Origin of the sequence: Pseudomonas sp. NFACC42-2 (genome assembly GCF_900116055.1) — a bacterium.
GTDB classification, from domain to species: Bacteria; Pseudomonadota; Gammaproteobacteria; order Pseudomonadales; family Pseudomonadaceae; genus Aquipseudomonas; species Aquipseudomonas marginalis.
The window spans coordinates 481,323-504,983 of sequence record NZ_FOZO01000001.1 but is presented as its reverse complement, the minus strand read 5'-3'; the positions used below and the strand labels follow the sequence as shown (position 1 = coordinate 504,983).

Here is a 23,661-nt window from a genome sequence, read left to right as displayed (position 1 = left end):
GGGGCGGCCCGGGCCGTCAAGACGAGACCCCTGATGGCTTCCGGCCGATGGCGAGCCCCAAATTATCACGGGTGAAACCGCCTCCCCAACGCATCCAACCGCACCGCAATCGGCGGCAGCTGCTCGCTGCTCCTGGCCAGCATCTCCACGTCGTCAGCGGTGTTTTGAGCAATGCTCTGCACCGATTGCAAGCGCCCGACAATCTCCTGATTCGCCGAAGTCTGTTCGCGTGTGGTGGAGACAATCCGCCCATTCAGCGCATCGATCTGGGTAATGTCATTGCCCACCGCTCGCAGCATTTCCACTGCCAGCTGACTGTCCTCCACACACCGTTCCACGCCCTGGCGGCTGTCGTGCATGGCTTCCACGGCCTGGCGGCTGCCTTGCTGCAGGCCCTCGATGATGGTTTTGATTTCCTGGGTGGAAACGGCGGTGCGTTGCGCCAGGCTGCGTACTTCGTCGGCGACGACGGCGAAGCCGCGGCCTTGTTCGCCGGCGCGGGCCGCTTCGATGGCGGCGTTGAGGGCAAGGAGGTTGGTCTGGTTGGCGATGCTGCTGATGACTTCCAGTACCGAGCCGATTTGTTCGGCCTGGACCGCCAGGCCTTGCACGGTGTGGTTGGTGCCTTCCAGGCGTGTGGCCAGTTGGGTGATTTCGTGTTGGGCGCGGCCGACGCTTTCCTGGCCACGCAGGATTTGTTGGCTGGCGACGCCCGCGTGCTCAACCGCTTCTTCGACGTGCACCGTAATGTGGCCCATGGCGTCTTCCATGCGCTGCATGGAGTCGGTCATTTGCGCGATTTCGGCCAGTTGGTGGCGAGCACCTTTTTCCAGGGTGCCGCTGGCGTGGGCCAGTTCCTGGCCGAGTTGGCCGAGGCCGTGGGAGTCGCGGGCGACGCCGTCGATGAGGTGGGTGATTTGTTGAAGGAAATGGTCAAAGCGCTTGGCAAGGGAGACGTGCATCTTGCCTTCACCTTTGGCGCTTTCCACGGTGAATTGGGTGGTGACGGCGAGCATTTTTTCCAGCATCTCCTCGCTTTCCACCGCCTCGGCCTGGCTGTTTACCGCGAGGTAGAGCAGGGCGATGGTTTCCATCACTACGTAGAAGGCGTGGACAAACACCATGGTCCAACCGCCGTGATGTGCCATCACGAACACCGGGAAGCCTTGATGCTGCAACGCATGGAACACCACGTGGTGCACGGCAATCGTCAGGGCGGCCACCAGGATCGGCAGCCAGTCTCGATAGAACGTCAGCACCGCCAGCAGCGCGAAAATCCCGAAGTGCGCTTCGATCACGCCCTGGGCCTGATTGATGTGCAGCGCCGCCATGACCATCAAGCCCGCGCCCAGTGCACAACGCATCACCCGTGTGCCGCCGATGGCGCGGTAGAGCGCGGTGAGCACCGTGCTGGTGCCTCCTCCCACGACAATCGCCTGGGTCAGGGTGTCGTGCCAGAACGCAAGCCCGACGGAGAACAGCGTCATCAGCCAGATCAATGCCAGCATGATGCGGTCGGCCTTGCGGTAGTGCTCCAGGAAACGTGCGCGTGCGGGCATTCACTCTTACTCCATGTGGTCTGGCAAGGATCAAAGCATGCGGCGTGCCACTACGGCCCGCGGGTACATAGCAAAGCCGGTATCAGGCACTTTGCAGGTGCAGGAAAGCAAAAAGCTTATCGGCATTGGGGGAGGGGACTTTAAGCGCGAACGCGTTCGGAGGGGGCAGAACACATTCCTGGTGGCGAACGGGGGGCCTAATGTGGGAGGGAGCAAGCCCCCTCCCACATTAGGACCCCCGTTCGCCAGGTGGATCAGAAGCTGTACTTGGCCGTCAGCATCATGTTGCGTGGGGTGCCGTAGGCGTCGCCGCCATAGCTCACGGAGTTGGCGATGGTGGAGTAATAGCGGCGGTCGAAGATGTTGTTGGCGTTGAGCTGCAGGTCGAGGTGGTCGTTGACCTTGTAGCCGGCCATCAGGTCGGTGACGGCGTAGGCGCCCTGTTGGAGGCGGTAGGTGCTGCCGTCAGCCAGCTTGACGTCGTTGTACAGGCGGCTTTGCCAGGAGATGTTGCCGCCCACGCGCAGTTTCTCCAGCGGGCCCTGGAAGTTGTAGCGGGTGGTCAGCTTGAACAGGTGCTCCGGAACGTCCGTGTCGTACTGCTTGTTGACCTTCTGCGGGTTGGCTTCATCCTTGATGGTGTGGGTACGCGCGTAGGTGTAGCCACCGCCGACCTGCCAGTTCTCGGTCAGCGCGCCTTGCAGTTCGAAGTCGATCCCCTGGCTGCGAATCTCGCCGGAGGCTTCATAGCACTCCGTCTGTGGGCAGTTTTGCACGGTCACCTGGGTGGCGCGGTTTTCCTGGTCGACACGGAACAGCGCCACGCTCGCATTCAGCGCGCCACCCAGGTATTCGCCCTTGATGCCGACCTCGTAGTTCTTGCCGACAATCGGCTTGACCGGGGTACCGGACGTGTCCTTGGAACTCTGCGGCGTAAAGATGTCGCTGTAGCTGACGTACACCGAGTGATGATCGTCCAGCTCGTAGATCAGCCCCGCGTAGCGGGTGAGGTTGCGGGTGACGTGATAGTCGCCGTCGTTGCTGCCGTGGGCATCGTAGTCATACCAATCCAGGCGCCCGCCGAGGATCAGCTTCAACGGGTCCGCCAGGCTCAGGCGCGTGGTCACGTAGACACCGTCCTGGGTGGTGACCTCGCGGTCGTCCGTGGTGTGGACGAAGTCCGGTTTGCCTGCGGTGAGGGGCCAGTTGGTGTCGTAGGGGCTGTAGTTGTGGGTGGTCATGTCGTAGATGCGTCGGCTGGCGCCCACCACCAGTTCATGGGTGCGCCCGAATGCCTGGAACGGGCCGCTGGCAAAGGCGTCGACGCCGGCCTGGTTTTCATCGTAAGCGGCCTGGTAGACCGTGCGCGCCAGGGTGTTGTTGACCCAGCGCGACTGGTAGGAACCGGAAAACAACGCATTCTGTTCGGCGTAGTTGGCGTTGACCTGAAGCTTCCAGTCATAGGCCAGGCGCTGGCGCAGTTCGGCGAAGACCGTGTTGATTTCCTGGTCCTTGTTCTCCCAGTCGGTACCGGGATTGTAGGAGCGCGGCAGGTCCAGGTGATGGCCGTCCTGGCCGATCATCGACGAGCCCCAGAAGTAGTTGGTCTTGTCCTTCTGGTTCGAGAAGCCGAGGGTGAGGGTGGTGTCTTCGCTCAAGTCGGCTTCGGTGACGGCATAGAACAGGCCGTGATAGGACTCGGCGTTGTCGATGAAGCTGTTGGCGTCGCGGTAGGAGGTGACCACCCGGCCGCGCCAGGTGCCGCTGTCATTGAGCGGGCTGGAGGCGTCGAGCTCGCCACGGTAGTCGTCCCAGCTGCCGGCGGCACCGGTGAGGGTGACTTTCTGTTCGTCCAGCGGCCGCTTGCGGACCAGGTTGATGGCCGCCGACGGGTTGCCCGCGCCGGTCACCAGGCCGGTGGCGCCACGCACGACCTCGACACGGTCGAACATCGCCAGGTTCGGCTGGGCGCCTACGGAAACGCCGTTGTAGCCGCTGGGGATGCCGTCGTACATCAGGTTGTCGATGTCGAAACCGCGTGAGGTGTAGGACTGCCGGCCCGGGCCGCTGGAATAGTTGAGGAATAGCCCAGGCGTGGCATTGACCACGTCGTTGATGCTGGTCATCCCCTGGTCATCCATGCGCTGGCGCGTGATGACGGTGACGGCCTGCGGGGTTTCACGCAGGGTGAGGGGCAGTTTGGTCGCGGTTTTCATCGCGCCGGTGGTGTAGGACTGCGTGCCCTCGGTGGTTTCGCCCAGTTGTTGCTCGCCGGAGATCTGGGTCGCACCCAGTTCCAAGGTGGTTGTCGGCGTTTCAGCGTCGGCGGCGAAGGCCGCGTGCGAAGTGGCGAGACACACCGCCAAAGCGATCAGACTGGGTGTAAAACCTTTACCGCCGTGTTGTTGCACAGACATGGAACGGACTCTCCCCTAGTGCCGTCCTTGGCGAATAATAAATCTGTTGATAATTATTCGCATTAGTTTGGCAGATTAAACCTGCCGGAAAAAGCCTTTGGGGAGAATTAGTTAACGAATTTTTCACATCTGCAGGGCAGGCGTTTGGCCATTACCTGCCGTCGGCGAGTGCTTTTTTTGCGTGTTCAATCGCGCTTCGGAATCGCCATCCGACTCGTCGCCTTCACCTCGCGCAACGCCAGGCTCGACTGGATCGACGCAATCCCCAGCTGCCGTCGCAGCACGCTTTCGACAAATTCGCTGTAGCTGTCCAGATCCTCCGCCAGCACCTGCAACAGGTAATCCGCATCGCCGGTGATCTTGTGGCACGCCAGCACCTGAGGAAGCTCCTTCACCACCGCCTCGAACGCATCCGGCGCGTGGTCGGTGTGGATCGCAAAACGCACATGCACAAACGCCATGATGTCCAGGCCGAGCAGCTTGCGATCGAGGTTGGCCTGGTAGTCCTTGATCACGCCTTCTTCCTCCAGGCGTTTGCGCCGCCGCCAGCAGGGGGTGAGGCTCAGGGCCAGGCGCTCGCTCAGTTGGGCGTTGGAAATACTCGCGTCTTCCTGCAGCAGGGCGAGGATGGCGAGATCGGTGTCGTCCAGAACGACCTGCTTGGTTTTATTTTTCATATTTGACGGTGACCGAGGTAAAAACACCCGATAAATCTATCAGTACAAGAAGTAAAAGCAAAGAAAGCCCTGCGCGGCCAGAAGAAAATAGACCCTGTCTTTTTCTGGCGGATGTATCCAAATGCTGACTGTTTTTAGTGATGACCACCGTTTGCACCACGGCACCGAACTCAAGGACGGCGTGCTCAAGCCCTCATTCGAACAACCCAGCCGCGCCGACACCGTGCGTGACCGCGTCCGGCACGTCGGGCTGGGCGATATCATCGTGCCGCGCAGCTTCGAGCGCACCTGCTACGTCAACGCCCACAGCGAGCGCTACGTCAGCTTCCTCGAAACCGCCTGGGCCGAATGGACCGCCATCGGCCGCCGCCATGATGCGCTGCCGCTGGTATGGCCGGTGCGCGACCTCGCCAATGAGCAGGTGCCGGACTTTATCGACGGCAAGCTGGGTTTCTTCGCCATGGACGCCGGCTCGCCGATCACCGCCACCACCTGGCAGGCCGTCAAGACCAGCGCGGACATCGCGCTCACCGGCCTGGCGCTGATCGACGAAGGCCATCACAGCGCCTTCGCCCTGTGCCGCCCACCGGGGCACCATGCGGCCCGCGAATACATGGGCGGTTATTGCTACCTCAACAATGCCGCGATTGCCGCGCAACAGGCCATCACCCAGGGCGCCAGGCGCGTGGCGGTGCTGGATGTGGATTTCCACCACGGTAATGGCACGCAGAATATTTTCTACGACCGCGCGGATGTGCTGTTCATCTCCCTGCACGGCGACCCGTCGGTGTCCTATCCGTATTTTTCCGGCGCCGGCAGCGAACGCGGCGCAGGTACGGGGGAGGGCTTCAACCTGAACTACCCCTTGCCGAAAAACACCACGTGGGACCAGTACAAAACCGCGCTGATCCACGCCTGCCAGCAACTCAAACACTTCGCCCCCGAGGTGCTGGTGATCTCCCTCGGCGTCGACACCTTCAAGGACGACCCCATCAGCCACTTCCTGCTCGACAGCCAGGACTTCCTCAGCATGGGCGAGATCATCGCCGGGGTGGGCGTGCCGACGCTGTTCGTGATGGAAGGCGGCTACATGGTCGACGAGATCGGCATCAACGCCGTCAACGTCCTGCACGGCTTCGAAAGCAAGACCGCCTGACCTGATAACAACACTCGCTCGATTCTTTTTTCTGTCAAAACTCAAAAACATAACAAGAGGTTTTGTGATGAAAACAACCACGTCCGGGCTGTGTGAAAAGCCTGCGTTGCAACGCACCCTGAACAACCGCCACATCCAGCTGATGGCCATGGGCGGTGCGATCGGCACCGGCCTGTTCATGGGCTCCGGCAAGATCATCGCGTTGTCCGGCACCTCGATCATCCTGATCTACATGATCATCGGGCTGTTCGTGTACTTCGTGATGCGCGCCATGGGTGAGCTGCTGCTGTCCAACCTCAACTTCAAGAGCTTCGCCGACTTTGCCGGCGCCTACCTGGGCCCGCGTGCGGCGTTCTTTCTCGGCTGGTCGTACTGGCTGAGCTGGAGCGTGGCGGTGGTGGGGGACGCGGTGGTGGTCGGCGGGTTTTTCCAGTACTGGTTCCCCCATGTGCCGGCGTGGATGCCGGCGGTGGGCATGCTGTTGACGCTGTTCGCGTTGAACGTGCTGACGGTCAGGCTGTTCGGCGAAGTGGAGTTCTGGTTTGCGATCATCAAGATCATCGCAGTGGTGACCCTGATCGGCGTGAGCGTGGTGCTGATTGCCAGCTCGTTTGTTTCGCCCACCGGGGTCACGGCCTCCGTGAGCCAATTGCTGGACAAACAGGCGGCGTTTCCCAATGGCCTGTTCGGTTTTTTCGCCGGCTTCCAGATGGCGATCTTTTCCTTTGCCGGCACCGAACTGATCGGCACCGCAGCCGCCGAAACCCGAGCACCGGAAAGGACCTTGCCCAAGGCGATCAACTCGATTCCGCTGCGCATCATCCTGTTCTACGTGCTGGCCCTGGCGTGCATCATCGCGGTCACCTCGTGGCAACAGGTGTCGCCGAGCAAGAGCCCGTTCGTGGAACTGTTCCTGGTGGCGGGCTTTCCGGCTGCGGCGGGGATCGTCAATTTCGTGGTGCTGACCTCGGCGGCCTCGTCGGCCAACAGTGGGGTGTTCTCCGCCAGCCGCATGTTGTTCGGCCTGGCTGACCTGGGGGACGCGCCGGGTATCTTTGGACGCTTGTCGAAACGCAGCGTGCCGTTTATCAGCCTGGCCTTCACCACCTTGCTGATGCTGCTGGGCCTGGTGTTGCTGTTTGTGGTGCCGGAGGTGATGACCGCCTTCACGATTGTGTCGACGGTGTCGGCGATCCTGGTGATTTTCACCTGGTCGACCATCCTCGCGTCCTACATTGCCTACCGCAAAAAGCGCCCTGACCTGCACGCCAGATCCCTCTACAAGATGCCCGGCGGTGTGCCGATGGCCTGGTTTTCCCTGGCCTTCATGGCCTTCGTCCTCGGCCTGTTGGCGTTGCGGCCGGATACACGCCTGGCGCTGTGCGTGATGCCGGCCTGGTTTATCTGGCTGGGCATTGCCTTTCAGTTTTCACGCTTCAAGGCGGCCGGGGTGGTCAATCCCGGTCATAGGTGATTCACGGGTTCCCTAGAACTCCATTCTCAAGCCCACCGTGCCCTGGCGGCCGTTGAAGGTGTTGCTGTCCAGGTTGCGGTTGTAGCCCACCTCGCCGTACAGGCTGATGCCCGTGGCCACTTTCAGCGTGGCGCCGGCGCTCAGGTCCAGGGTGGTGGACTTCTGCTCGGTGTCGATCGCTGTCACATCGTTGAAGGTGACGGTGTTCTGCCCGGCACTGGTGTGCCAGACATTCGCCCGTACGTAGGGTTGAAGCGGCATGCTGCGGACCTGATAGTCACCGCGCAGGCGTACACCCAGGCGGCTGGTGACGGTGGTGTCGGCGTCATAGGAAACGTCGGAGATCCCGTCGTTTTGCTTATCCAGTCTGGTCTTGTCGACGATCAGTTGTGCCTGGGGTTCAACCACCCAGCCAGCCCCCCATGCAAACGGCCAGCCGGCCTCGGCGGAGGCTGTGACGTTATGCCCATGGGTGTCCATCTTCACGCCACGATCGGACTCGTTGTGGCCGTCGAAACGGGTGCCCATCAAGACCAGGTCAAGGTAGGCCTGGTTGGCGCCGATCAGCGTCCAGTAGACCCCCAGGCTGTCCCCGCGCAAGGTGGTCTTGCCGGCGTCCTTGTCCTGCCAGCCGCCGTTGAAGCCCTTGATGTTGCCTTTGAGGGTGCTGTGGCCGACAAAGAACCCGCTGCGTTGGGTCAGGCCATTGTCGTAGGTGCTGGCGTACAGGTCGGTACCCACTTGGAAGCCGGTCACCGAACTGTCGAGCGACGGGCTGACCGTCCCGGTAAAGCTCTGGCGCGTGCTGTTGCCGTAGGTCCGTCCCCAGCCCGACGTGAATGGGCCGGTGTACAACTGCTGGCTTTGGTCACCCATACGTTGGTGGAAGGTGCCGAGCATGCCCTGCACGAGTTGCTGTGCGGCGGGAAACAACGCAGCGTAGATCGGCACTTCCGGACGATAAATAGGGATCGGTTCGGTCCCGGGATTGGGCGGCAGTGGCGGTTCACCGGGAACGGGGGTGGGTAACGGCACGATAATCACCGGGCCAGGCGGCACCACGGGGATCGTCGAGCGCAGGTAGTAGTTCTCCGCCGTACCGGCCGTGACACCGCCTTTGAACAGGTAGTAGTCGAACGCGCCGGCAGGCACCGGGCCCGCCAGTGTAAACGCGCTGCCACTGCCAGACGCGCCGTTGAGGGCCTGCACGACCTGGATGCCGTCCTGCAGGGTGGCCGCCCCCGCGCCGCCGAGGTTGGTGACGCTGATGGCGGTGGTACCGGCGAGGGTGCCCTGGTTGATGATCAGTTTGTCGCTGGGGGAATCATCCGCGCCCAGGGCGCTTTGCAATGCGAGCCGCCCGTTGTCGCCGGTGTAATTGCCATTGATGGTCAAGGTGTCGCTGGTGCGGGTGTTGCCGGTGGTCATGTTGAGGGTGCCGCTGTTGGTGACGTTCACCCGTTGGCCGGCCGTAAACGGGTCGATCACCCCCGTGCCGATCAACAGTTCACTGGTTCCGTCGATGCTCAGGCTGCCCGTGCCGGTGTCGCTGTCCCCCAGTTTCAGCGTTCCGCCCAGGGTCAGCTGCGACTGGTTGTCCAGGCGGATGCTTTCCCAGTTGGGAAACAGGCCCGGATCGCCGGCCTTGGTATTGTCCAGTGTGAGCGTGTCGATACCCAGGCCGCCGTCGACCAATTGCGCCGCAGCCAGTTGGGCATTGACCAGGTTTTGCAGCACCGCAGTATCGTCACCCGCGCCCATCAGCACGAACGAGTGCAGGTTTCCGCCCGTCCAGCCGAACTCGTCGTTGCCAAAGCTGAGGAGTATCTGCCCGTTGACGTCGCCACCCGAGACGGTCACGACGTCGTTGCCACCGCTGACACTGATGTTGCCGCCGACAAAGGCCGTGTCCGAGATCAGGATGGTGTCGTTGCCGAAGCCGGTCACCAGGTTGCCGATGATCCTGCCACCCGACATGTCGAACAGGTTGTTATCGAGCTTCATGTCGACCCGGCCGATGGTGCCGCCGCTCATCCTGGCCTGGTCGCCATCCTCGAAGGCTCCGGTGATGGTACCGCCACTCATGTTGAAGGTGTCCAGGCCGTCGCCCTGGGCCAGTGACGCGATGGTGCCGCCGCTCTGGGCGTAGCTGTCGACGCCTGCGCCCTGGCTGACGGCGCCGGCCTGGCCGCCAGTGATCTGCGCCACATCCGCGCCCGAGCCCTGGCTGACGCTGCCGGTGATGCTGCCCAGGTTGAGCCGGAAAATATTACTGCCATCGCCCTGGTTGAGGTTGCCGTCGATCCCGGCACTCGGCCCGTTCACATCCACCAGATCGTTGCCGGCGCCATAGATCACATCCCCGGTAACTCGTCCCGTGGCGCTGATGTTCAGGGTGTTGTTGCCCGCGCTGTCGGTAAACCCCGGTGCCGTGCCGCTGTCGCAGGAAGAAAGGTCATCGCCGGCGGTGTTGCTGATGGTACATGCCCCGTAAGACGCGGGCGGCAACGTCGCCAAGGCAATCAGGTACAGCAGGGTCAGAGTCCGTGAGCGCATGATCCATCCTCGTGCGAGGGGAAAGTTGCCCCTGCACCGGCAAAGGCCGGTGCAGGCCAGACCATGACAACGTGACGCGATACGGATCAGGGACGACGGGTTACCTGTTCGAAAACACCGGCCAATGCAAGGGGTTGGCATGGCTTTCTCGACTGCACCTCAAGCTGTGCAGCGTTTTTTGCACCATAGCCACACATCCTGCGGGCCGCCACTGTCAGAAATAACAGGTATAGACGAGTTATGGCGCAGCATTGGCTTGGCTATGCTGGATGGACCGGGAACGAAACGGTAGTGGATGAATAAGGCAGGGGCCTTGCGGGTCTCAAGGGCGTAGCCAACGGATGATCCTGTAGTCGACGTGCCTGGCGAATGGCCTGTGAGGCCGCCACATCTACAAGGAGTGCTATCGTGAATACCCAAACAGTAAAAGCATTGTGCGCGTCCCTGATATTGATGATTTTGCCCAGCCAGAGCTGGGCCGCGCTGTTTGACTGCGCGGTCTACGACACGACGATCAACGCGGGGCAAGGGGCCGATGCCAAGCAGGCAGATGAATCAGTCGAAGCCGAAAGCGTCGACGAAGCCCAAGCAACATTGCGTGACGACGCTCGCTGGCAGGATGCCAGTCGATACCTCATCAAGTGCCGGGAGTCCGAGGAGTAAATGTACGGCTGACGGGAGCGGCGGGCTGCTCGCTCCCTTTCGTGCCTTACGCAAACACAATCTCGTAAGGCTCGCGCATACGCTCCAGCAGCACCTGGGCCAATATCGGCGCCAGGCCGATCTGCGGGTCGCCCGCCAACTGGCTGGCATACGCATGGACGGCGTGGAGCTTGCGCGCCACGGTCCAGGTGTCCAGGCGTACCTTGCGCGCCCGTTGCCAGGGGATCGTCGCACCCTCGCGGGCGGGGCAGTGCCAGGCCCAGATCGGCAGTTCATAGAGTTGCGCGCCCACCAGCCTGCAGGCGTTGGCGCTGGCACGGCCGACGGCCTCATGGTCGTCATTGCCGTCGTTGCGCCAGGTGGAAAACACCACGTCGCCCGGTTGCAGGTAGCGCGCGATGAATTGGCTCAGTTGCGGCTCGCGAGCGGCGAGGGCGTTGTCGCAGAAACCGCCGCGAATCCACTTCAGGCTGTGCAAGGGCATGCCCAGGCGGCGCAGCGCCTCGGCGCTTTCCTGGGGCCGCACCACACTCAGGCGGCTGGCCGGCCATACGTGGGAACCCGGGTGGCTGGCACTGCCGTCCGTGATGGAGATCATTTGCAGGGGGTGTTCCAGGGTGCTGAGCAATTGCAGTAGACCGCCGCAGGCCACCACCTCGTCGCCGGGATGTGGCGCGATGATGACCACGCGCGCGCCAGCGGGCACCAGGGAGGCGGTAGAGATAGGCGGGATTTGCGCCAGCTGCGGTGCGCTGTTCCAGATTTGCGCGGGGCCGCGACGGCCTTCACTGAGGGAGGCAGGCTTCATGGGCGTTACGTCCTTGTCGATTGATGCTGGGTCGTGCCCCGTTGACGGGACGACTCTATTTATTCACCACAGACTCCGCCGTGGTGCACGCGTGGTAATCCAACCCTGAATTACCAGCAAGGCGTCATCAGCATAGACAAGGATTGGTCGCTTTTACATTTTGCAATGTCGTTTTTTTCAAGACGCGCACATCAGGCTCTTCAAATAATCGCCGAACCCGCCCTGGGCACGGGCCTCCAGGCGCGCGCTGGTGATGACTTGCGGGGCGTGGCTCCAGGCGATGGACGCCCCGCAGCGCTCGAGGTCGCGCACCAATTGCACATCTTCGTGACAGGGCAGCGGCTCGAACCCTCCGGCCCGCACATAGGCCCCGGCACTGATGCCCAGGTTGGCACCATGGATATGGCGATGACCGTCACGGGCGTGGTACGCAGCCTGATAACGGATCTGCGCCGCCGGGTCGAACCCTTCGCTCCAGGTGTCGACGGTCACGGTGCCGCACACCGCGTCGGCGCCCAGTGCCAACTGGGCCACCAGCCAATCGGGGGCCACGCGGCTGTCGGCGTCAGTGCACGAAATCCAGCGTGCACCCTGGTTGAGCAGGTGCCGCGCGCCCACCCCGCGTACATGGCCCACATTGCGCGCCTGCACCTCCAGGCGCTGCACCGGGAACCTCTCGGCAATCGCCGCACTGGCATCGCTGCAACTGTCGAGCAGCACCAGGATCTGCACCGCTTCACCCAGCAGGCCTGGGTGACTGGCAGCCACCAATGCAGCCTCCAGACACTCGCCGAGCAGCGCCTCTTCGTTATGTACCGGGATCAGAATGCCGATCATCGCAGGCCCTCAAGGGTGGCAACCGAAGTGCCATCACGGCTCCACAGGTCGAGTAGAAAGTCGGGTTCGTGGTGGGTGGCGACCAGGGGCATCCCCAGCCGCTCATGGAGCAGGGCATGCACCTGTTCGGCGGTCTGCGGGCACCCGTCGATCGTCGGGCGCCAGTGGCAGGCCAACACCTGGCCGCTGGCGGTGAGGCTGCCGAGGGCGCGATCGATCAAGCGGCACAGGTCATCGCGGTCGAGGTAGTAGCACAACTCGCTCAAGACGATCAGATCGAATTCGCCGGTCGGCCATTGCGCGGGCAGCCGGCTCTGCTCCACCCGGGCATGGGCAAAGCCCAGCAAGCGGCTGCGTGCGAGGGCGACGGCGGCCGAGGCGGTGTCGCAACACAAAAGGTGATCACAGCGCGGGGCCAGTTCGAAGCTCAATTCGCCATTGGCGCAACCGGGCTCGAACACCGAGGCATAGCGCGGCCGGGTCAGGAGTGCCAGGGTCAGCGCCCGTTTGCGACGCTCGTACCAGCGTTGGCGAAAGGCCCAGGGGTCGTCGTTACCGGCAAACAGTTGATCGAAATACGGTGTCGCCACACTCATACGAATACCACTTCAAAAGGTTGTAGCAGACGCTCCACCACATAGGGCGCCAGCACCGGCGGCAGGCCGATCTGCGGGTCACCCTCCAGCTGGCTGGCGAACGCATGGATGGCGTGGCGCTTGCGCGCGACGGCTTCACAGCTCAGGGGGATTTTGCGGGCACGGTGCCAGGGCACCAGGCTGTTCTCGGGAGACGCCCAGTGCCAGGTCCACACCGGCAGCTCATAGAGGGCCGCACCCACCGCGTGCGCTGCCTTGGCGCTCGCGCGGCCAACGGCCTCGTGGTCGCAATGGCCGTCTTCGCGCCAGGTGGTAAACACCACATCCGTGGGTTTGAGGTGGCGCTGGATAAAGGCGCTGAGCTGCTCCTCCCGCGCCGCGACCTGGCTGTCGCTGAAGCCGGCCCGCAACCATTTCAGGCTGTGCAACGGCACACCGAGGCGATGCAGGGCCTGGGCCGATTCCTGCGGGCGCACCACGCTCAAGCGCTCCACCGACCAGTGGGTGGAACCGGGGTGACTGGCGCTCCCATCGGTGACCGAAATCAATTGAATGGGCCGGTCCAGCTCGGCCAAGCCCTGCAACAGGCCGCCACAGCCCAGCACTTCGTCATCCGGGTGCGGGGCGATGATTACCGCGCGGTGGCCCTCGGGCACCAATTGTTCGACGCTGATCTGCGGCAGTTCGGCCATCAGTGGCGAGTCCTGCCAGCGCTGCAGGGGCGTGCCCTGGCCGACGATCGGGTTGGGTTTCATAACTGCCACCTCCCTGTGGGTTCCTCGGCGACCAGTTCGCCGAGGCCGGCCAGGTCGCGTTCGGCATGGCTCTGGCGGACATATACCGGCAGGTCCGCCATCAACTGGGCGAAGTGCGGATCCTTGCAGTACGGACCCGCGCCCACGGCTCGACCGACATGCCGCATGACCTGCTCGACGGTGTCCTCGATGCACGCGCGCACCTGCTGGGCCAGGTGCCGGGCATTGGCCCTGGGGTAGCGATCGATCTGTTCAGCGCTGGCCCGCAGCACACAGGCCGCGCTGTTCAAGGCGCTGTCGACCGCGCCCAGGTGGGCGAGGGCGTGGGGCTCCGAGCGCTTGCTGCAGTGATCGCGTAACACTTCGGCCAGGCGCTGTGCGGCACCGTACCAGCAGGCGGCAATACCGATGCCGCCTTGCCAGAACCCGGGGCGCCCGAGGTACTCGCCGGGGCCGCCCACGGCAAGGCCATGGGCGCCGTCAAAGACGACCTCGACGCTGCCGGTGGCGGCCATGCCCACGGCACTCCAACCGTCGTGGGTGACCGTGATGCCCGGTTGATCCATCTGCACCGCCACCAATTGCTGGCCGCCTTGTTCATCCCATGCCGTCAACAAACCATGGCTGACCACCGCCGCCCCGGAACACCAGGCTTTACGCCCGTCCAGACGCAGGCGATGGCCCTCGCAGCGCACCTGCACCTTGGCATTCGGCGGTTCTGCAGCCCACATGCCCCACAGACTGCCCAAAGGCGGCGCCGGGCTACGCAGCTCGGCAATGATCGCCAACGCATCGGTGTGGCCTTCGAACAGCTTGCACAAGCGCAGGTCATGGCCTGCCACCTGCGCCAGGCGGCTGAACCGCCCCAGGGTGTCGCCGCTGCCAGGCAGCGGCAACTGATCGAGGCCTTCCTCCTGAAGTGCCCTCAGGGCCTTGGCCAGGTCTTGCGTGTCCGCATAGCCCTGGAAGCCTTGAAGGAATCCATGCAGAGCCATGTCACACCTCGTCGTCACGCTGCAGTTCGAACAGCAGCAGCGAGCGGCCGGTCACACCGTACTCGTGGTCGAACTCGAAGCGTTCCTGGCCACGTACCGCCGGCTCGTTGGTGTCGAGCATGCAGGTCCAGAACTCACCCTCCGGCACTGGCGGCAGGCGGAAATTGACCACGTCGTGGTGGGCGTTCACCACCAGCAACAGGGTGGCGTCGGCACCGGCGCGGCGAATCCCGGTTTCCTGGGCGCGGCCATCCATCAGCATGCCCAGGCAACGGCCGTGGCTGTCTTCCCACTGTTCGGTGGTCATCTCGTTGCCATCCGGCGACAACCAGGTGACGTCCTTGACGCCGATGTCCTCGTTGTAGTCGCCCACCAGGAAGCGCCCACGACGCAGGATCGGGTAGGCCAGGCGCAGCTTGATCAGGCGCTTGACGAACTTGAGCAACGCCTTGCCGTCCTCGTCCAGGTCCCAGTTGACCCAGCCGATCTCGCTGTCCTGGCAATAGGCATTGTTGTTGCCGTGCTGGGTCCGCGCGAACTCGTCACCGGCCACGAGCATCGGCGTGCCCTGGGCCAGCAGCAGCGTGGCGAAGAAGTTGCGCATCTGGCGCAGGCGCAGTGCGTTGATTTCCGGGTCGTCGGTGGGGCCCTCGACGCCGTGGTTCCAGGACAGGTTGTTATTGCTGCCGTCCTGGTTGTTTTCGTCGTTGGCTTCGTTGTGCTTGTCGTTGTACGACACCAGGTCATGCAGGGTGAAACCGTCATGGGCGGTGATGAAGTTCACCGAACTGTACGGGCGGCGGCCACGATGGTTGAACATCTCGCCCGAGGCGGTCATGCGCCCGGCGAAGTCCGCCAGTTGGCCGTCATCGCCTTTCCAGAACGCGCGTACGGTGTCGCGGAACCGGTCGTTCCACTCGACCCAGCCGGGCGGGAAGTTGCCCACCTGGTAGCCACCGGGGCCGCAGTCCCAGGGCTCGGCGATCAGTTTCAGCTGGCGCAGCACCGGGTCCTGGCGGCAGGCCACGAGGAAGCTGTGGCGTTCATCGAAGCCATCGCGGTAGCGGCCGAGGATGGTCGCCAGGTCGAAGCGGAAGCCGTCGACGTGCATCTCGTTGGCCCAGTAACGCAGGGAGTCGGTGACCATTTGCAGCACGCACGGATGGCTCAGGTCCAGGGTATTACCGGTGCCCGAATCGTTGATATAGAAGCGCTTGTCGTCCGGCATCAGCCGGTAGTACGAGGCGTTGTCGATGCCGCGCATGGACAGGGTCGGGCCGCGCTCGTTGCCTTCGGCGGTGTGGTTGTAGACCACGTCGAGGATCACTTCCAGCTTCTGCTCGTGCAGGTGCGCAACCATCTCCTTGAACTCGGCGATCTTGCCGCTGGCCAGGTAGCGCGGGTCCGGGGCGAAAAACGCAATGCTGTTGTAGCCCCAGTAGTTGGTCATGCCTTTTTCCAGCAGGTGCTGGTCGTTGACGAAGGCGTGCACCGGCAGCAACTCCACCGAGGAGATGCCCAACTGGCGGATGTGCTTGAGCACATCATCTTCCATCAACCCGGCACAGGTGCCGCGCACGTCTTCGCCCACCGAGGGGTGGCGCATGCTGATGCCGCGCAGGTGGGTTTCGTAGATGATCGTACGGTCCCACGGCACCCGCACCGGCTGGTCGTTGCCCCAGGTGTGCGCGGGGTCGATGACCTTGCACTTGGGCACGAAGGGCGCGCTGTCACGCTCGTCGAAACTGAGGTCGTCGTCCGGGTGGCCGATGGTGTAGCCGAACAGCGCTTCGGACCATTTGAGTTCGCCCACCAGTTGCTTGGCGTAGGGGTCGATCAGCAATTTGTGGTGGTTGAAGCGATGACCATTGACCGGGTCATACGGCCCGTACACACGGTAGCCGTAGATCAGCCCTGGGTGGGCGTCGGGCAAGTAGCCGTGGAAAATTTCGTCGGTGTATTCGGGCAGTTCGATGCGCTCGAGTTCCACTTCGCCAGTGTCGTCGAACAGGCACAGTTCGACTTTCTCGGCGTTGGCCGAGAACAGCGCAAAGTTGACACCCAGGCCATCCCAGGTCGCGCCGAGGGGGAAGGGCAAACCTTCACGAATCCGCGACGGCTCGCTGCCCGGCGTCGATGGGGTCTTATGGGGTTTGCTCATTGAGTTGCTCCTGCAAGGCTGTTTTTTCGGGCCGAACGCGGCCGTGCTGACGCGTTTTCAGCGGATGATAAGAAGAGTGAAATCACCTTTTGCCGACCGCGCCGGCAAAAGGTTGATGGCGCCGTGCGCGTTAAGCCTTGGGCTTTTTCGGCGCGGGTGGCTTTTTGGCCGCCGGCGGCGCCGGCTTGCTCGCGGCTGGCGCCGCTGGCTTGGCCTTCGCCGCAGGCTTGGGGGCGGTCTTGGGCTTGGCGGCGGGCTTGGGTTTGCTCGGCGTCAGCGCTTCGGCTTCGGCCAGTTTGCGCGCCATCTCCCAGTGGCGCGCGTCTTCCCCGTGGGGTTTGCCTTCAGACTCCCAGATCTGATGCGCCAGTTCGCGTATGCGTTTGTCTTCAGTACTCATCACAATGCTCCTCACAGAAAATTTTCAGCTTTCTTGATCATCAGGATTGATAAAGACATTGACCGGGAAATCCCCCAGGGCAGTGCTGATCAACAGCTCCTTGTCTGGTGTGACTGCGCCTGTATGAAAAAGTCCCTTCCAGTTTTGCGTTGGTGCGGCGAACGGTAATTTCACCCGTGTATCGCCCCAAACCCGCGCATTGATCTGGGGACGCACACCGTTTTCAAGCAGCTCATGGGACCAGCGTGGCACCACCACCAGCACGCGTTGGCCCTGGTGTTCGCGGCAGAACGCGACCACCCGCTCGGCGTGTTGGCCGACCACTTCCAACGCTGTATAGCGGCCGCTGCGGAACACCTGCGGATGGGCCTTGCGCAAGGCCAGTACCTGGGCAATCAAGGTTTGCTTGATACGCCCGTCACGCCAGTTGAACAACAGTTCGCCGATGTCCGGCGGGGTATTGAGTGCCTGTTGCCGCGCGGTGAAATCCACCGGACGACGGTTGTCCGGGTCCACCAGGCTGAAGTCCCAGAACTCATCGCCCTGGTACAGGTCCGGCACACCCGGCACGGTAAGGCGAAGCAAGGTTTGCGCCAGACCATTCAGGGCTCCGGCGGGGGCGATGGCCTGGGCGGCGTTATTGATCGCACTGCGCAGGGGCCGACCTTCCTCCGTCAGCAGCAGGCGCGTGAGAAAAGCCTCGACCCCCTGTTCATAGGCCTCATTGGGCGCGCTCCAGCTGCTCTGCAACTTGGCTTCGCGCAGGGCTTTTTGTTGCCACTGCCACAGGCGCTGGTGATAGCCCTCGAAGTCCTCGGCCTGGTCCAGCGGCCAACTGCCCAGCAATACCTGATACAGGATCAGCTCGTCGCCGGCCGACGGCGTGGCCGCGTCGTCGCGCAACGGCGCCGCCAGGGTACGCCAATGCTCCACGTGCTCGACATACCACGGCGCGCACTCGCTGAGCACGGCCAGGCGCGCCCGGGTGTCTTCGCCGCGCTTGTGGTCATGGGTGGCGGTGGCCAGCAGGTTGTCGGGGAAGGCCTGCAAGCGCTGTTGATTGACGGCATGAAACTCGGCCAGCGGCGCGCTGAACTGCTCGGTACTGAAGCCCACATCGTTGCGCGACAGCAGCACGGCCGAGCGGTAGAACGCGGTGTCTTCCACGGCCTTGGCCGCCGCCGGCGAGGTCAGTTGCTGGAAGCGCACGCAGGCATGCTTGAGCATCTTGCGCTCGCGGCCCACCGGACGATTGCGCCAGGGTTGGCCGCCGAGCCAATTTTCCAGATGATCTAGCACCGGCCAGTCGCCCTCGCCAAGGGTCGTGCGGGCGCCGTCCATGGCCTGCTGGAACACCTTGTCGTCATCTGCGCTGCGACCGCGGGCACTGATATAGGTGCGGTACACCGGGAAGTGCACGATCAGTTCCTGCAGCGCGCGGCGGATTGCGCCGAGGGTCAGGTCGCGGGTCATCACGTCGTCGCGGGCCACCTGTAACAGGGCCTGGGCCACGCTTTCAAAGTCGCCGCCCAGGGAACCGTTGAGGATTTGCTGGCGGGCCAGCCGTGCCTCTTCGATAAACGCCGAGGGCCGTTCGCTGTGGCGCGTCCATAAGTCCGCCAACGGCGCAAAGCCCTCGGGATGGTGTTGCAGCAGCGACAGTTGGTTCATGAATTCGTAGCCGGTGGTGCCGTCCACTTGCCAGTCTTCGCGAAGGGTTTCCCCCTCGCCGAGGATTTTTTCGACGAAGATCGGCAAGTGCCGTTCGGGCGACAGCGAATCCACCCGACGACGCAGCTTGCGGCAGTAACCGCGCGGGTCGGCCAGGCCATCGATGTGGTCGATGCGCAGGCCATCCACCAGGCCTTGGCTGATCAGTTCGAAGATCTTGCCATGGGTGGCTTCGAACACCGCCGTGCGCTCCACGCGCAGCCCGCCCAGTTCGTTGACGTCGAAGAACCGCCGCCAGTTGATATCGTCCGCCGCCGTGCGCCAACTGGCCAGGCGATAGGCTTGTTGCTCGAGCAAGTGGTGCAGGCGCTTGAAGCCCTCCGGCGTGCGTCCGTCGAACTCGGTCAGTCGGCGTTCGATGAGCTCGAGGACTTCGGTGGCACGTTCGGCCAAGGCCTGCTTGAGCCAGACGGCTTCGGCGTAGGCATCATCCTGATAGGCCAGGGCGCTGAAGCGGTCGGCCAGGGGTTTAAGCAGCTCGTCGGCGCCGAGGATCGCCGCGTAATCCCGTGGGCAGATCGGGAAGCGGTGTTCGTAATGCTCAACATGAAACGCGCCGTGGGCGGCATCGAAATGCAGCGTCAGCGTGCCGCTCTGCAAGGCTTCGCCGTAGTCGCTGCCGAGGAAGGGCATGAGCAATTGGCCCTTGAGCAGCGGGTCGGGCGAGTGCCACTGGATATCGAAGAACTCGCTGTAGGGGCTCAGCCGGCCCCATTCCAACAGGTCCAGCCACCAGGGGTTGTCGGCGCCGCCCACGGCCATATGGTTGGAGACGATATCGAGGATCAGCCCCATATCGTGCTCGCGCAGGGCCGCGACCAACCGGCGCAAGGCGGCTTCGCCACCCAGCTCGGGATTGACGCTGGTGGGGTCGACCACATCGTAGCCGTGCATGGAACCGGCACGCGCACTCAGCAAGGGCGAGGCATATAGATGGCTGATGCCGAGCTGGGCGAAGTACGGCACCAGCGGCACCGCATCGTCCAGGGTAAAACCTTTGTGGAATTGCAGGCGCTGGGTCGCGCGCAGGGGCAGGGCTTTCATCGGTCACGCTCATAGGCTTGGTTACGCGCGACGGCCAGCAGTTCAAGGCGGCGCGCGGCACCGGCGTTGTCGAGCAGGCTGGAGGCCTCGCCCGGCAGACGGCGGCGCCAATTGGGGTGGGTGTCGGTGGTGCCGGGCAGGTTGGCCTGTTCTTCCAGGCCCAGGGCGTCTTCCAGCGGCAACAGCACCAGCGGCGCTCGGGTGTGGCCGAGGTAGCGCACGCTGGCGTCGATCATGTGGTCGGTTTCATTGCGGATCTCATCGACGAAGTTCTGCGGGTCCTGGCTCAAGGCCTGGCGCAGCGCCTGGCGTTCACGCAGGCGGTGTTCGCTCCATTGCTCCACGGTGGGCGCATCGATCAGGCCCAACTGGACGTTCCAGTCGATATCACGGCTGTGCCACCAACCGTTGAGGGTCGGTAAATCGTGGGTGCTGGTGGTGGCCAGGGCGTTGTCCGGCCAGTCGAGGATCGGCTTGAACTGGCCATCGTGGCCCTGTTCGAACAACAGCACGCGCATACCGAGGATCGAGCGGCCGCTGAGTTTTTCGCGCAGCCCGTCGGGCACCGTGCCGAGGTCTTCACCGAGCACGATCGCCTGGTGGCGGTGGGATTCCAGCGCCAGCAGGCGCAACAGGTCATCTACCGGGTAATACAGGTAAGCGCCCTCACGCGGCGAGGCGTCCATGGGAATCACCCATAGGCGTTGCAGGCCCATTACATGGTCGATGCGCAAGCCGCCGGCATGGGCGAAGTTGGCCCGCAGCATCTCGATAAACGCGCGGAAGCCGTTGCGCTTGAGACCCTCGGGCGAAAACGCGGAAATGCCCCAGCCCTGACCGGCGCGGTTAAGGATGTCGGGTGGTGCGCCCACGGTCAGGTCGGCCAGCAGCTCATCCTGGCGGCTCCAGGCCTGGCTGCCACCGCCGTCGGCACCGACGGCCAGGTCCGCGATCAAACCGACGCCCATGCCGCTGCCTTTGGCGGCTTGTTGGGCGCGCTCCAGGCAACGGGCGATCAGCCATTGGCCAAAGGCGTAGAAGCCGATCTCGGCGTGGTGCTCCTCGGCGAACGCAACCAGCGCAGGGCTCTGCGGCGAACGCCACTCTTCAGGCCAGTGGCGCCAGTCAAGGTCCTCGCCTGCAGCGGCGCGCACAGCCTGTACGGCTTCGAAGCGGCAATGATTTTCCAGGGCCTCGCCACCGGCCTGGCGAAAGCTCAGGAAGTCGGCGTGCTGCGGGTGATGGCCGTGGCGGAAGTCTTCATACAGCGCGCGCAACAGGCGTTGTTTGGCCCGCGCAGCGGCCGGCCAGTCGATCAGGGTGTGCTGTTCCAGCGCGTGCAACTCTTCTTCCAGGCCAATGGCTTCAATCGCATTGCGCACCTCACGTTCACCCAGAATACAGGCGGGCGAGGCATACAGGCTGTTGAGGAACAGGCGGCTGGACGGCGAGTACGGGCTGTAGCGTTCGGTGTCGGCACTGAACATCGCGTGCATCGGGCTGATCGCCAGGGCATCGGCGCCGCGTTCGGCGGCGGAACGGACCAGGTGTTCCAGGGCCAGGGTGTCGCCGAAACCGCCATCGCCCAAACGGCGCAGTGAATACAACTGGGCGCTCAGGCCCCAGGCGCGGGCGGGGCGGTTGTCCACCGCTTCGGCCACGCTGTAGCAATGGGTGGGCGCGACGGCCAAGGTGAAGCTTTGATCGTCGATATGCACCTGGTGGTAGCCCAGGGCGATAACGCCGGGCAGCACGGAGTCGCCGTCGAGGCGTAGCTCCAGGGTCTCGCCGTCTTCGAGGTTGACCCGGCACAGCGTGTCGGGTTCGAAGTAGCGCGCCAGGTCGAGGCCTTCACCGCTGTCGACGGTCATCAGGGGCGGCAGGTGCTTGTCTTGTTGCACCCGCTCCAATTCAAGCAGGCTGGCGTTGATGTCGGCATCGTTGTCGGCCGGGTGGCCCAGGCCTTTGAGAACCGCGCGCAGGGCGTCGGGTGTCACTCGTTGCGGGCGGCCGTTTGCGTCGATCCAATCGACGGCCAGGCCCGCGCGGCTGGCGAGGATTTCCAGGTTCGCTTCGCTCAAGGGTGCTCTCCAACAGGGGATAAGGTGACGCGGGCGCTGAAGGGCGGCAGTTGCGCACCTTGCAGGGCCGGCGTTTCGAACAGGACCGGCGCGGTGGCCGGGTGATCCAGCGGCGTGGCGCTCAGGTTCAGGTCGATCTGCAACAGGCTGCCGTTGCCCAGGCGCCAGCGCGCACTGACGGCGGCGTAGGCCAGCACCTGCGCGCCCAATGCCACGGCGCCAGGCAGGTGCGGCACAATATGGCGATGGCGCAGGCCCAGCAGTTGGCGGTAGAGCTCGGCGTGCGGGTTATCGGCGATCACCGGGGCCGATTGCGCGAATGTCGACAGCGCGTTGGGATCCGGGATGCGTTCACGACGCTCGGGGTCATGGAACGCGGCGAAGTCGGCAAATTCATTGCGTCGGCCTTCGCGTACCGCTTCGGCCAGTTCACCGTGGTGGTCGGTAAAAAACAGGAACGGCTCGCTCGCGTTCGCCTCATCCCCCATGAACATCAGCGGAATCATCGGCGACAGCAGCAGCAGGGCGGTTGCAGCCTTGAGCGCCTGGGGCGAGCAGAGCTGGTGCAGGCGTTCGCCCAGGGCGCGATTGCCGATCTGGTCATGGTTCTGCAGGAATGCGACGAAGGCCGTGGGCGGTAGTTCAGCGCTCGGTTCGCCGCGCTCGTGGCCATGGCGGGTGGTGTGGCCCTGGTAGATGAACCCTTCGCCCAGGCACCGGGCGAGTTTGGTGGTGGGATCCTGGGCAAAGTCGCTGTAATAGGCATCGGTTTCGCCGGTCAGCAACACGTGCAGCACGTTATGGAAGTCATCATTCCATTGCGCGTCGAAATCCTCCTTGAGCAGGCTGGCCTGGTTCAGCTCGTTTTCCAGCACCAGCCACACATGCCGACCGGTATCCACCTGCTGGCGTACCCGATGCGCGAGTTCCTGGAGGAAACCGGGGTTGTCGATGGCGTGTACGGCGTCCAGGCGCAGGCCGTCGAAGCGATATTCGAGCAGCCACATCAGTGCGTTATCGAGGAAGAAATTCCGCACTTCACGGCGCTCGAAGTCGATCCCGGCGCCCCACGGCGTATGCACGTCTTCCTGGAAGAAGCCTTTGGCGTACTGGCCCAGGTAATTGCCGTCGGGGCCGAAGTGGTTGTAGACCACGTCGAGGATCACAGCGAGCCCGTGTGCGTGGGCGCTGTCGACCAGGTGCTTGAGTTGCTCGGGCGAGCCGTAGGAGGACTGTGGTGCGTAGGGCAGCACACCGTCGTACCCCCAATTGCGCTCACCGGGAAATTGCGCCAGCGGCATCAATTCAATCGCGGTGACGCCCAGCTCGGCCAGGCGTGGCAGGTGCTTTTCGACTTCGGCGTAGCCCCCCATCGCGCCGACGTGCACTTCGTAGATCACGGCTTCGTGCCAGGGGCGGCCTTGCCAGTTGGCGTGACGCCAGGTGTAGGCGAGCGGGTCGACCACCAGGCTCCAGCCATGCACGTCCGAGGCCTGGGCCCGGGACGCGGGGTCGGGAACATCCATTTCCCCATCGATGTTGTAGCGATAGCGCGTGCCCGCCGGGCACTTCACTTCAGTCTCGAACCAGCCATCTGCCTGGGGCAGCATGGCGATGGATTTACCGTTTTCCAATTCAACGCTGACATAAAACGCGTCTGGCGCCCACAAGGCAAAACGCGTGTGTTGCGCGTCCAGCATGATTGCGCCGTGGGGCCAGGTTTCCAAAGTCCGTAACGGCATCTATGAAGA

At 63.5% G+C, this 23,661-nt stretch carries 17 protein-coding genes; 3 read left to right on the top strand and 14 right to left on the bottom strand.

What is annotated here, in order from left to right; all coding sequences use genetic code 11:
- Positions 1-65 precede the first annotated feature (65 nt).
- The 3 genes from BM416_RS30970 to BM416_RS02250 all read right to left on the bottom strand — a co-directional run bounded on the left by BM416_RS30970 (position 66) and on the right by BM416_RS02250 (position 4,653).
- Positions 66-1,559, bottom strand: coding sequence for a methyl-accepting chemotaxis protein (locus BM416_RS30970; protein ID WP_092484897.1), 1,494 nt, complete (start codon positions 1,557-1,559; stop codon positions 66-68).
- 254 nt (positions 1,560-1,813) lie between these two features.
- A complete protein-coding gene (locus tag BM416_RS02255) occupies positions 1,814-3,976 on the bottom strand; it encodes a TonB-dependent siderophore receptor (protein WP_092484894.1) in 2,163 nt (720 codons plus the stop codon).
- Positions 3,977-4,161: 185 nt separating this feature from the next.
- The gene (locus tag BM416_RS02250) at positions 4,162-4,653 is read right to left on the bottom strand and encodes an Lrp/AsnC family transcriptional regulator (protein WP_027606753.1); all 492 of its coding nucleotides are present in this window, start codon (positions 4,651-4,653) and stop codon (positions 4,162-4,164) included.
- Between the two features lie 121 nt (positions 4,654-4,774).
- Between BM416_RS02250 and BM416_RS02245 the strand changes: the two genes are divergently transcribed.
- Positions 4,775-5,809 carry a histone deacetylase family protein gene (locus tag BM416_RS02245; RefSeq protein ID WP_092484891.1) on the top strand — a complete coding sequence of 345 codons (1,035 nt, stop codon included), beginning with the start codon at positions 4,775-4,777 and terminating at the stop codon, positions 5,807-5,809.
- Positions 5,810-5,876: 67 nt separating this feature from the next.
- Positions 5,877-7,283, top strand: a complete 1,407-nt coding sequence (locus BM416_RS02240; protein ID WP_092484888.1) for an amino acid permease — start codon at positions 5,877-5,879, stop codon at positions 7,281-7,283.
- A gap of 12 nt (positions 7,284-7,295) precedes the next feature.
- On the opposite strand, the gene BM416_RS02235 is transcribed toward BM416_RS02240, so the two are convergent.
- Positions 7,296-9,839, bottom strand: a complete 2,544-nt coding sequence (locus BM416_RS02235; RefSeq protein WP_092484885.1) for an autotransporter family protein — start codon at positions 9,837-9,839, stop codon at positions 7,296-7,298.
- Between the two features lie 408 nt (positions 9,840-10,247).
- Between BM416_RS02235 and BM416_RS02230 the strand changes: the two genes are divergently transcribed.
- Entirely contained in the window at positions 10,248-10,502 is a 255-nt protein-coding gene (locus BM416_RS02230; RefSeq protein WP_092484882.1) for a hypothetical protein, read from the top strand.
- 46 nt (positions 10,503-10,548) lie between these two features.
- On the opposite strand, the gene BM416_RS02225 is transcribed toward BM416_RS02230, so the two are convergent.
- The 10 genes from BM416_RS02225 to treZ form a co-directional block, all read right to left on the bottom strand.
- Positions 10,549-11,310, bottom strand: coding sequence for a PIG-L deacetylase family protein (locus tag BM416_RS02225; protein ID WP_092484879.1), 762 nt, complete (start codon positions 11,308-11,310; stop codon positions 10,549-10,551).
- Positions 11,311-11,487: 177 nt separating this feature from the next.
- Positions 11,488-12,147: a glycosyltransferase family 2 protein gene (locus tag BM416_RS02220; protein ID WP_092484877.1), complete on the bottom strand. Its 660-nt coding sequence runs from the start codon at positions 12,145-12,147 to the stop codon at positions 11,488-11,490.
- Positions 12,144-12,743, bottom strand: coding sequence for an SAM-dependent methyltransferase (locus BM416_RS02215; RefSeq protein WP_092484874.1), 600 nt, complete (start codon positions 12,741-12,743; stop codon positions 12,144-12,146). The genes BM416_RS02220 and BM416_RS02215 overlap by 4 nt, the downstream gene beginning before the upstream one ends.
- Positions 12,740-13,498: a PIG-L deacetylase family protein gene (locus BM416_RS02210; RefSeq protein WP_092484871.1), complete on the bottom strand. Its 759-nt coding sequence runs from the start codon at positions 13,496-13,498 to the stop codon at positions 12,740-12,742. The genes BM416_RS02215 and BM416_RS02210 overlap by 4 nt, the downstream gene beginning before the upstream one ends.
- Entirely contained in the window at positions 13,495-14,493 is a 999-nt protein-coding gene (locus BM416_RS02205; protein WP_092484869.1) for an acyl-CoA dehydrogenase family protein, read from the bottom strand. The genes BM416_RS02210 and BM416_RS02205 overlap by 4 nt, the downstream gene beginning before the upstream one ends.
- 1 nt (position 14,494) lies before the next feature.
- Positions 14,495-16,654 (bottom strand): glycogen debranching protein GlgX, encoded by a 2,160-nt coding sequence (glgX, locus tag BM416_RS02200; RefSeq protein WP_092484866.1) that lies wholly within the window; start codon positions 16,652-16,654, stop codon positions 14,495-14,497.
- Between the two features lie 130 nt (positions 16,655-16,784).
- Entirely contained in the window at positions 16,785-17,054 is a 270-nt protein-coding gene (locus BM416_RS02195) for a DUF2934 domain-containing protein (RefSeq protein WP_065941695.1), read from the bottom strand.
- Positions 17,055-17,078: 24 nt separating this feature from the next.
- Positions 17,079-19,829, bottom strand: coding sequence for a malto-oligosyltrehalose synthase (locus BM416_RS02190; protein ID WP_092484863.1), 2,751 nt, complete (start codon positions 19,827-19,829; stop codon positions 17,079-17,081).
- A complete protein-coding gene (gene malQ, locus BM416_RS02185) occupies positions 19,826-21,910 on the bottom strand; it encodes a 4-alpha-glucanotransferase (RefSeq protein ID WP_092484861.1) in 2,085 nt (694 codons plus the stop codon). The genes BM416_RS02190 and malQ overlap by 4 nt, the downstream gene beginning before the upstream one ends.
- A complete protein-coding gene (gene treZ / locus BM416_RS02180; protein WP_092484858.1) occupies positions 21,907-23,652 on the bottom strand; it encodes a malto-oligosyltrehalose trehalohydrolase in 1,746 nt (581 codons plus the stop codon). The genes malQ and treZ overlap by 4 nt, the downstream gene beginning before the upstream one ends.
- Between the last annotated feature and the right edge of the window lie 9 nt (positions 23,653-23,661).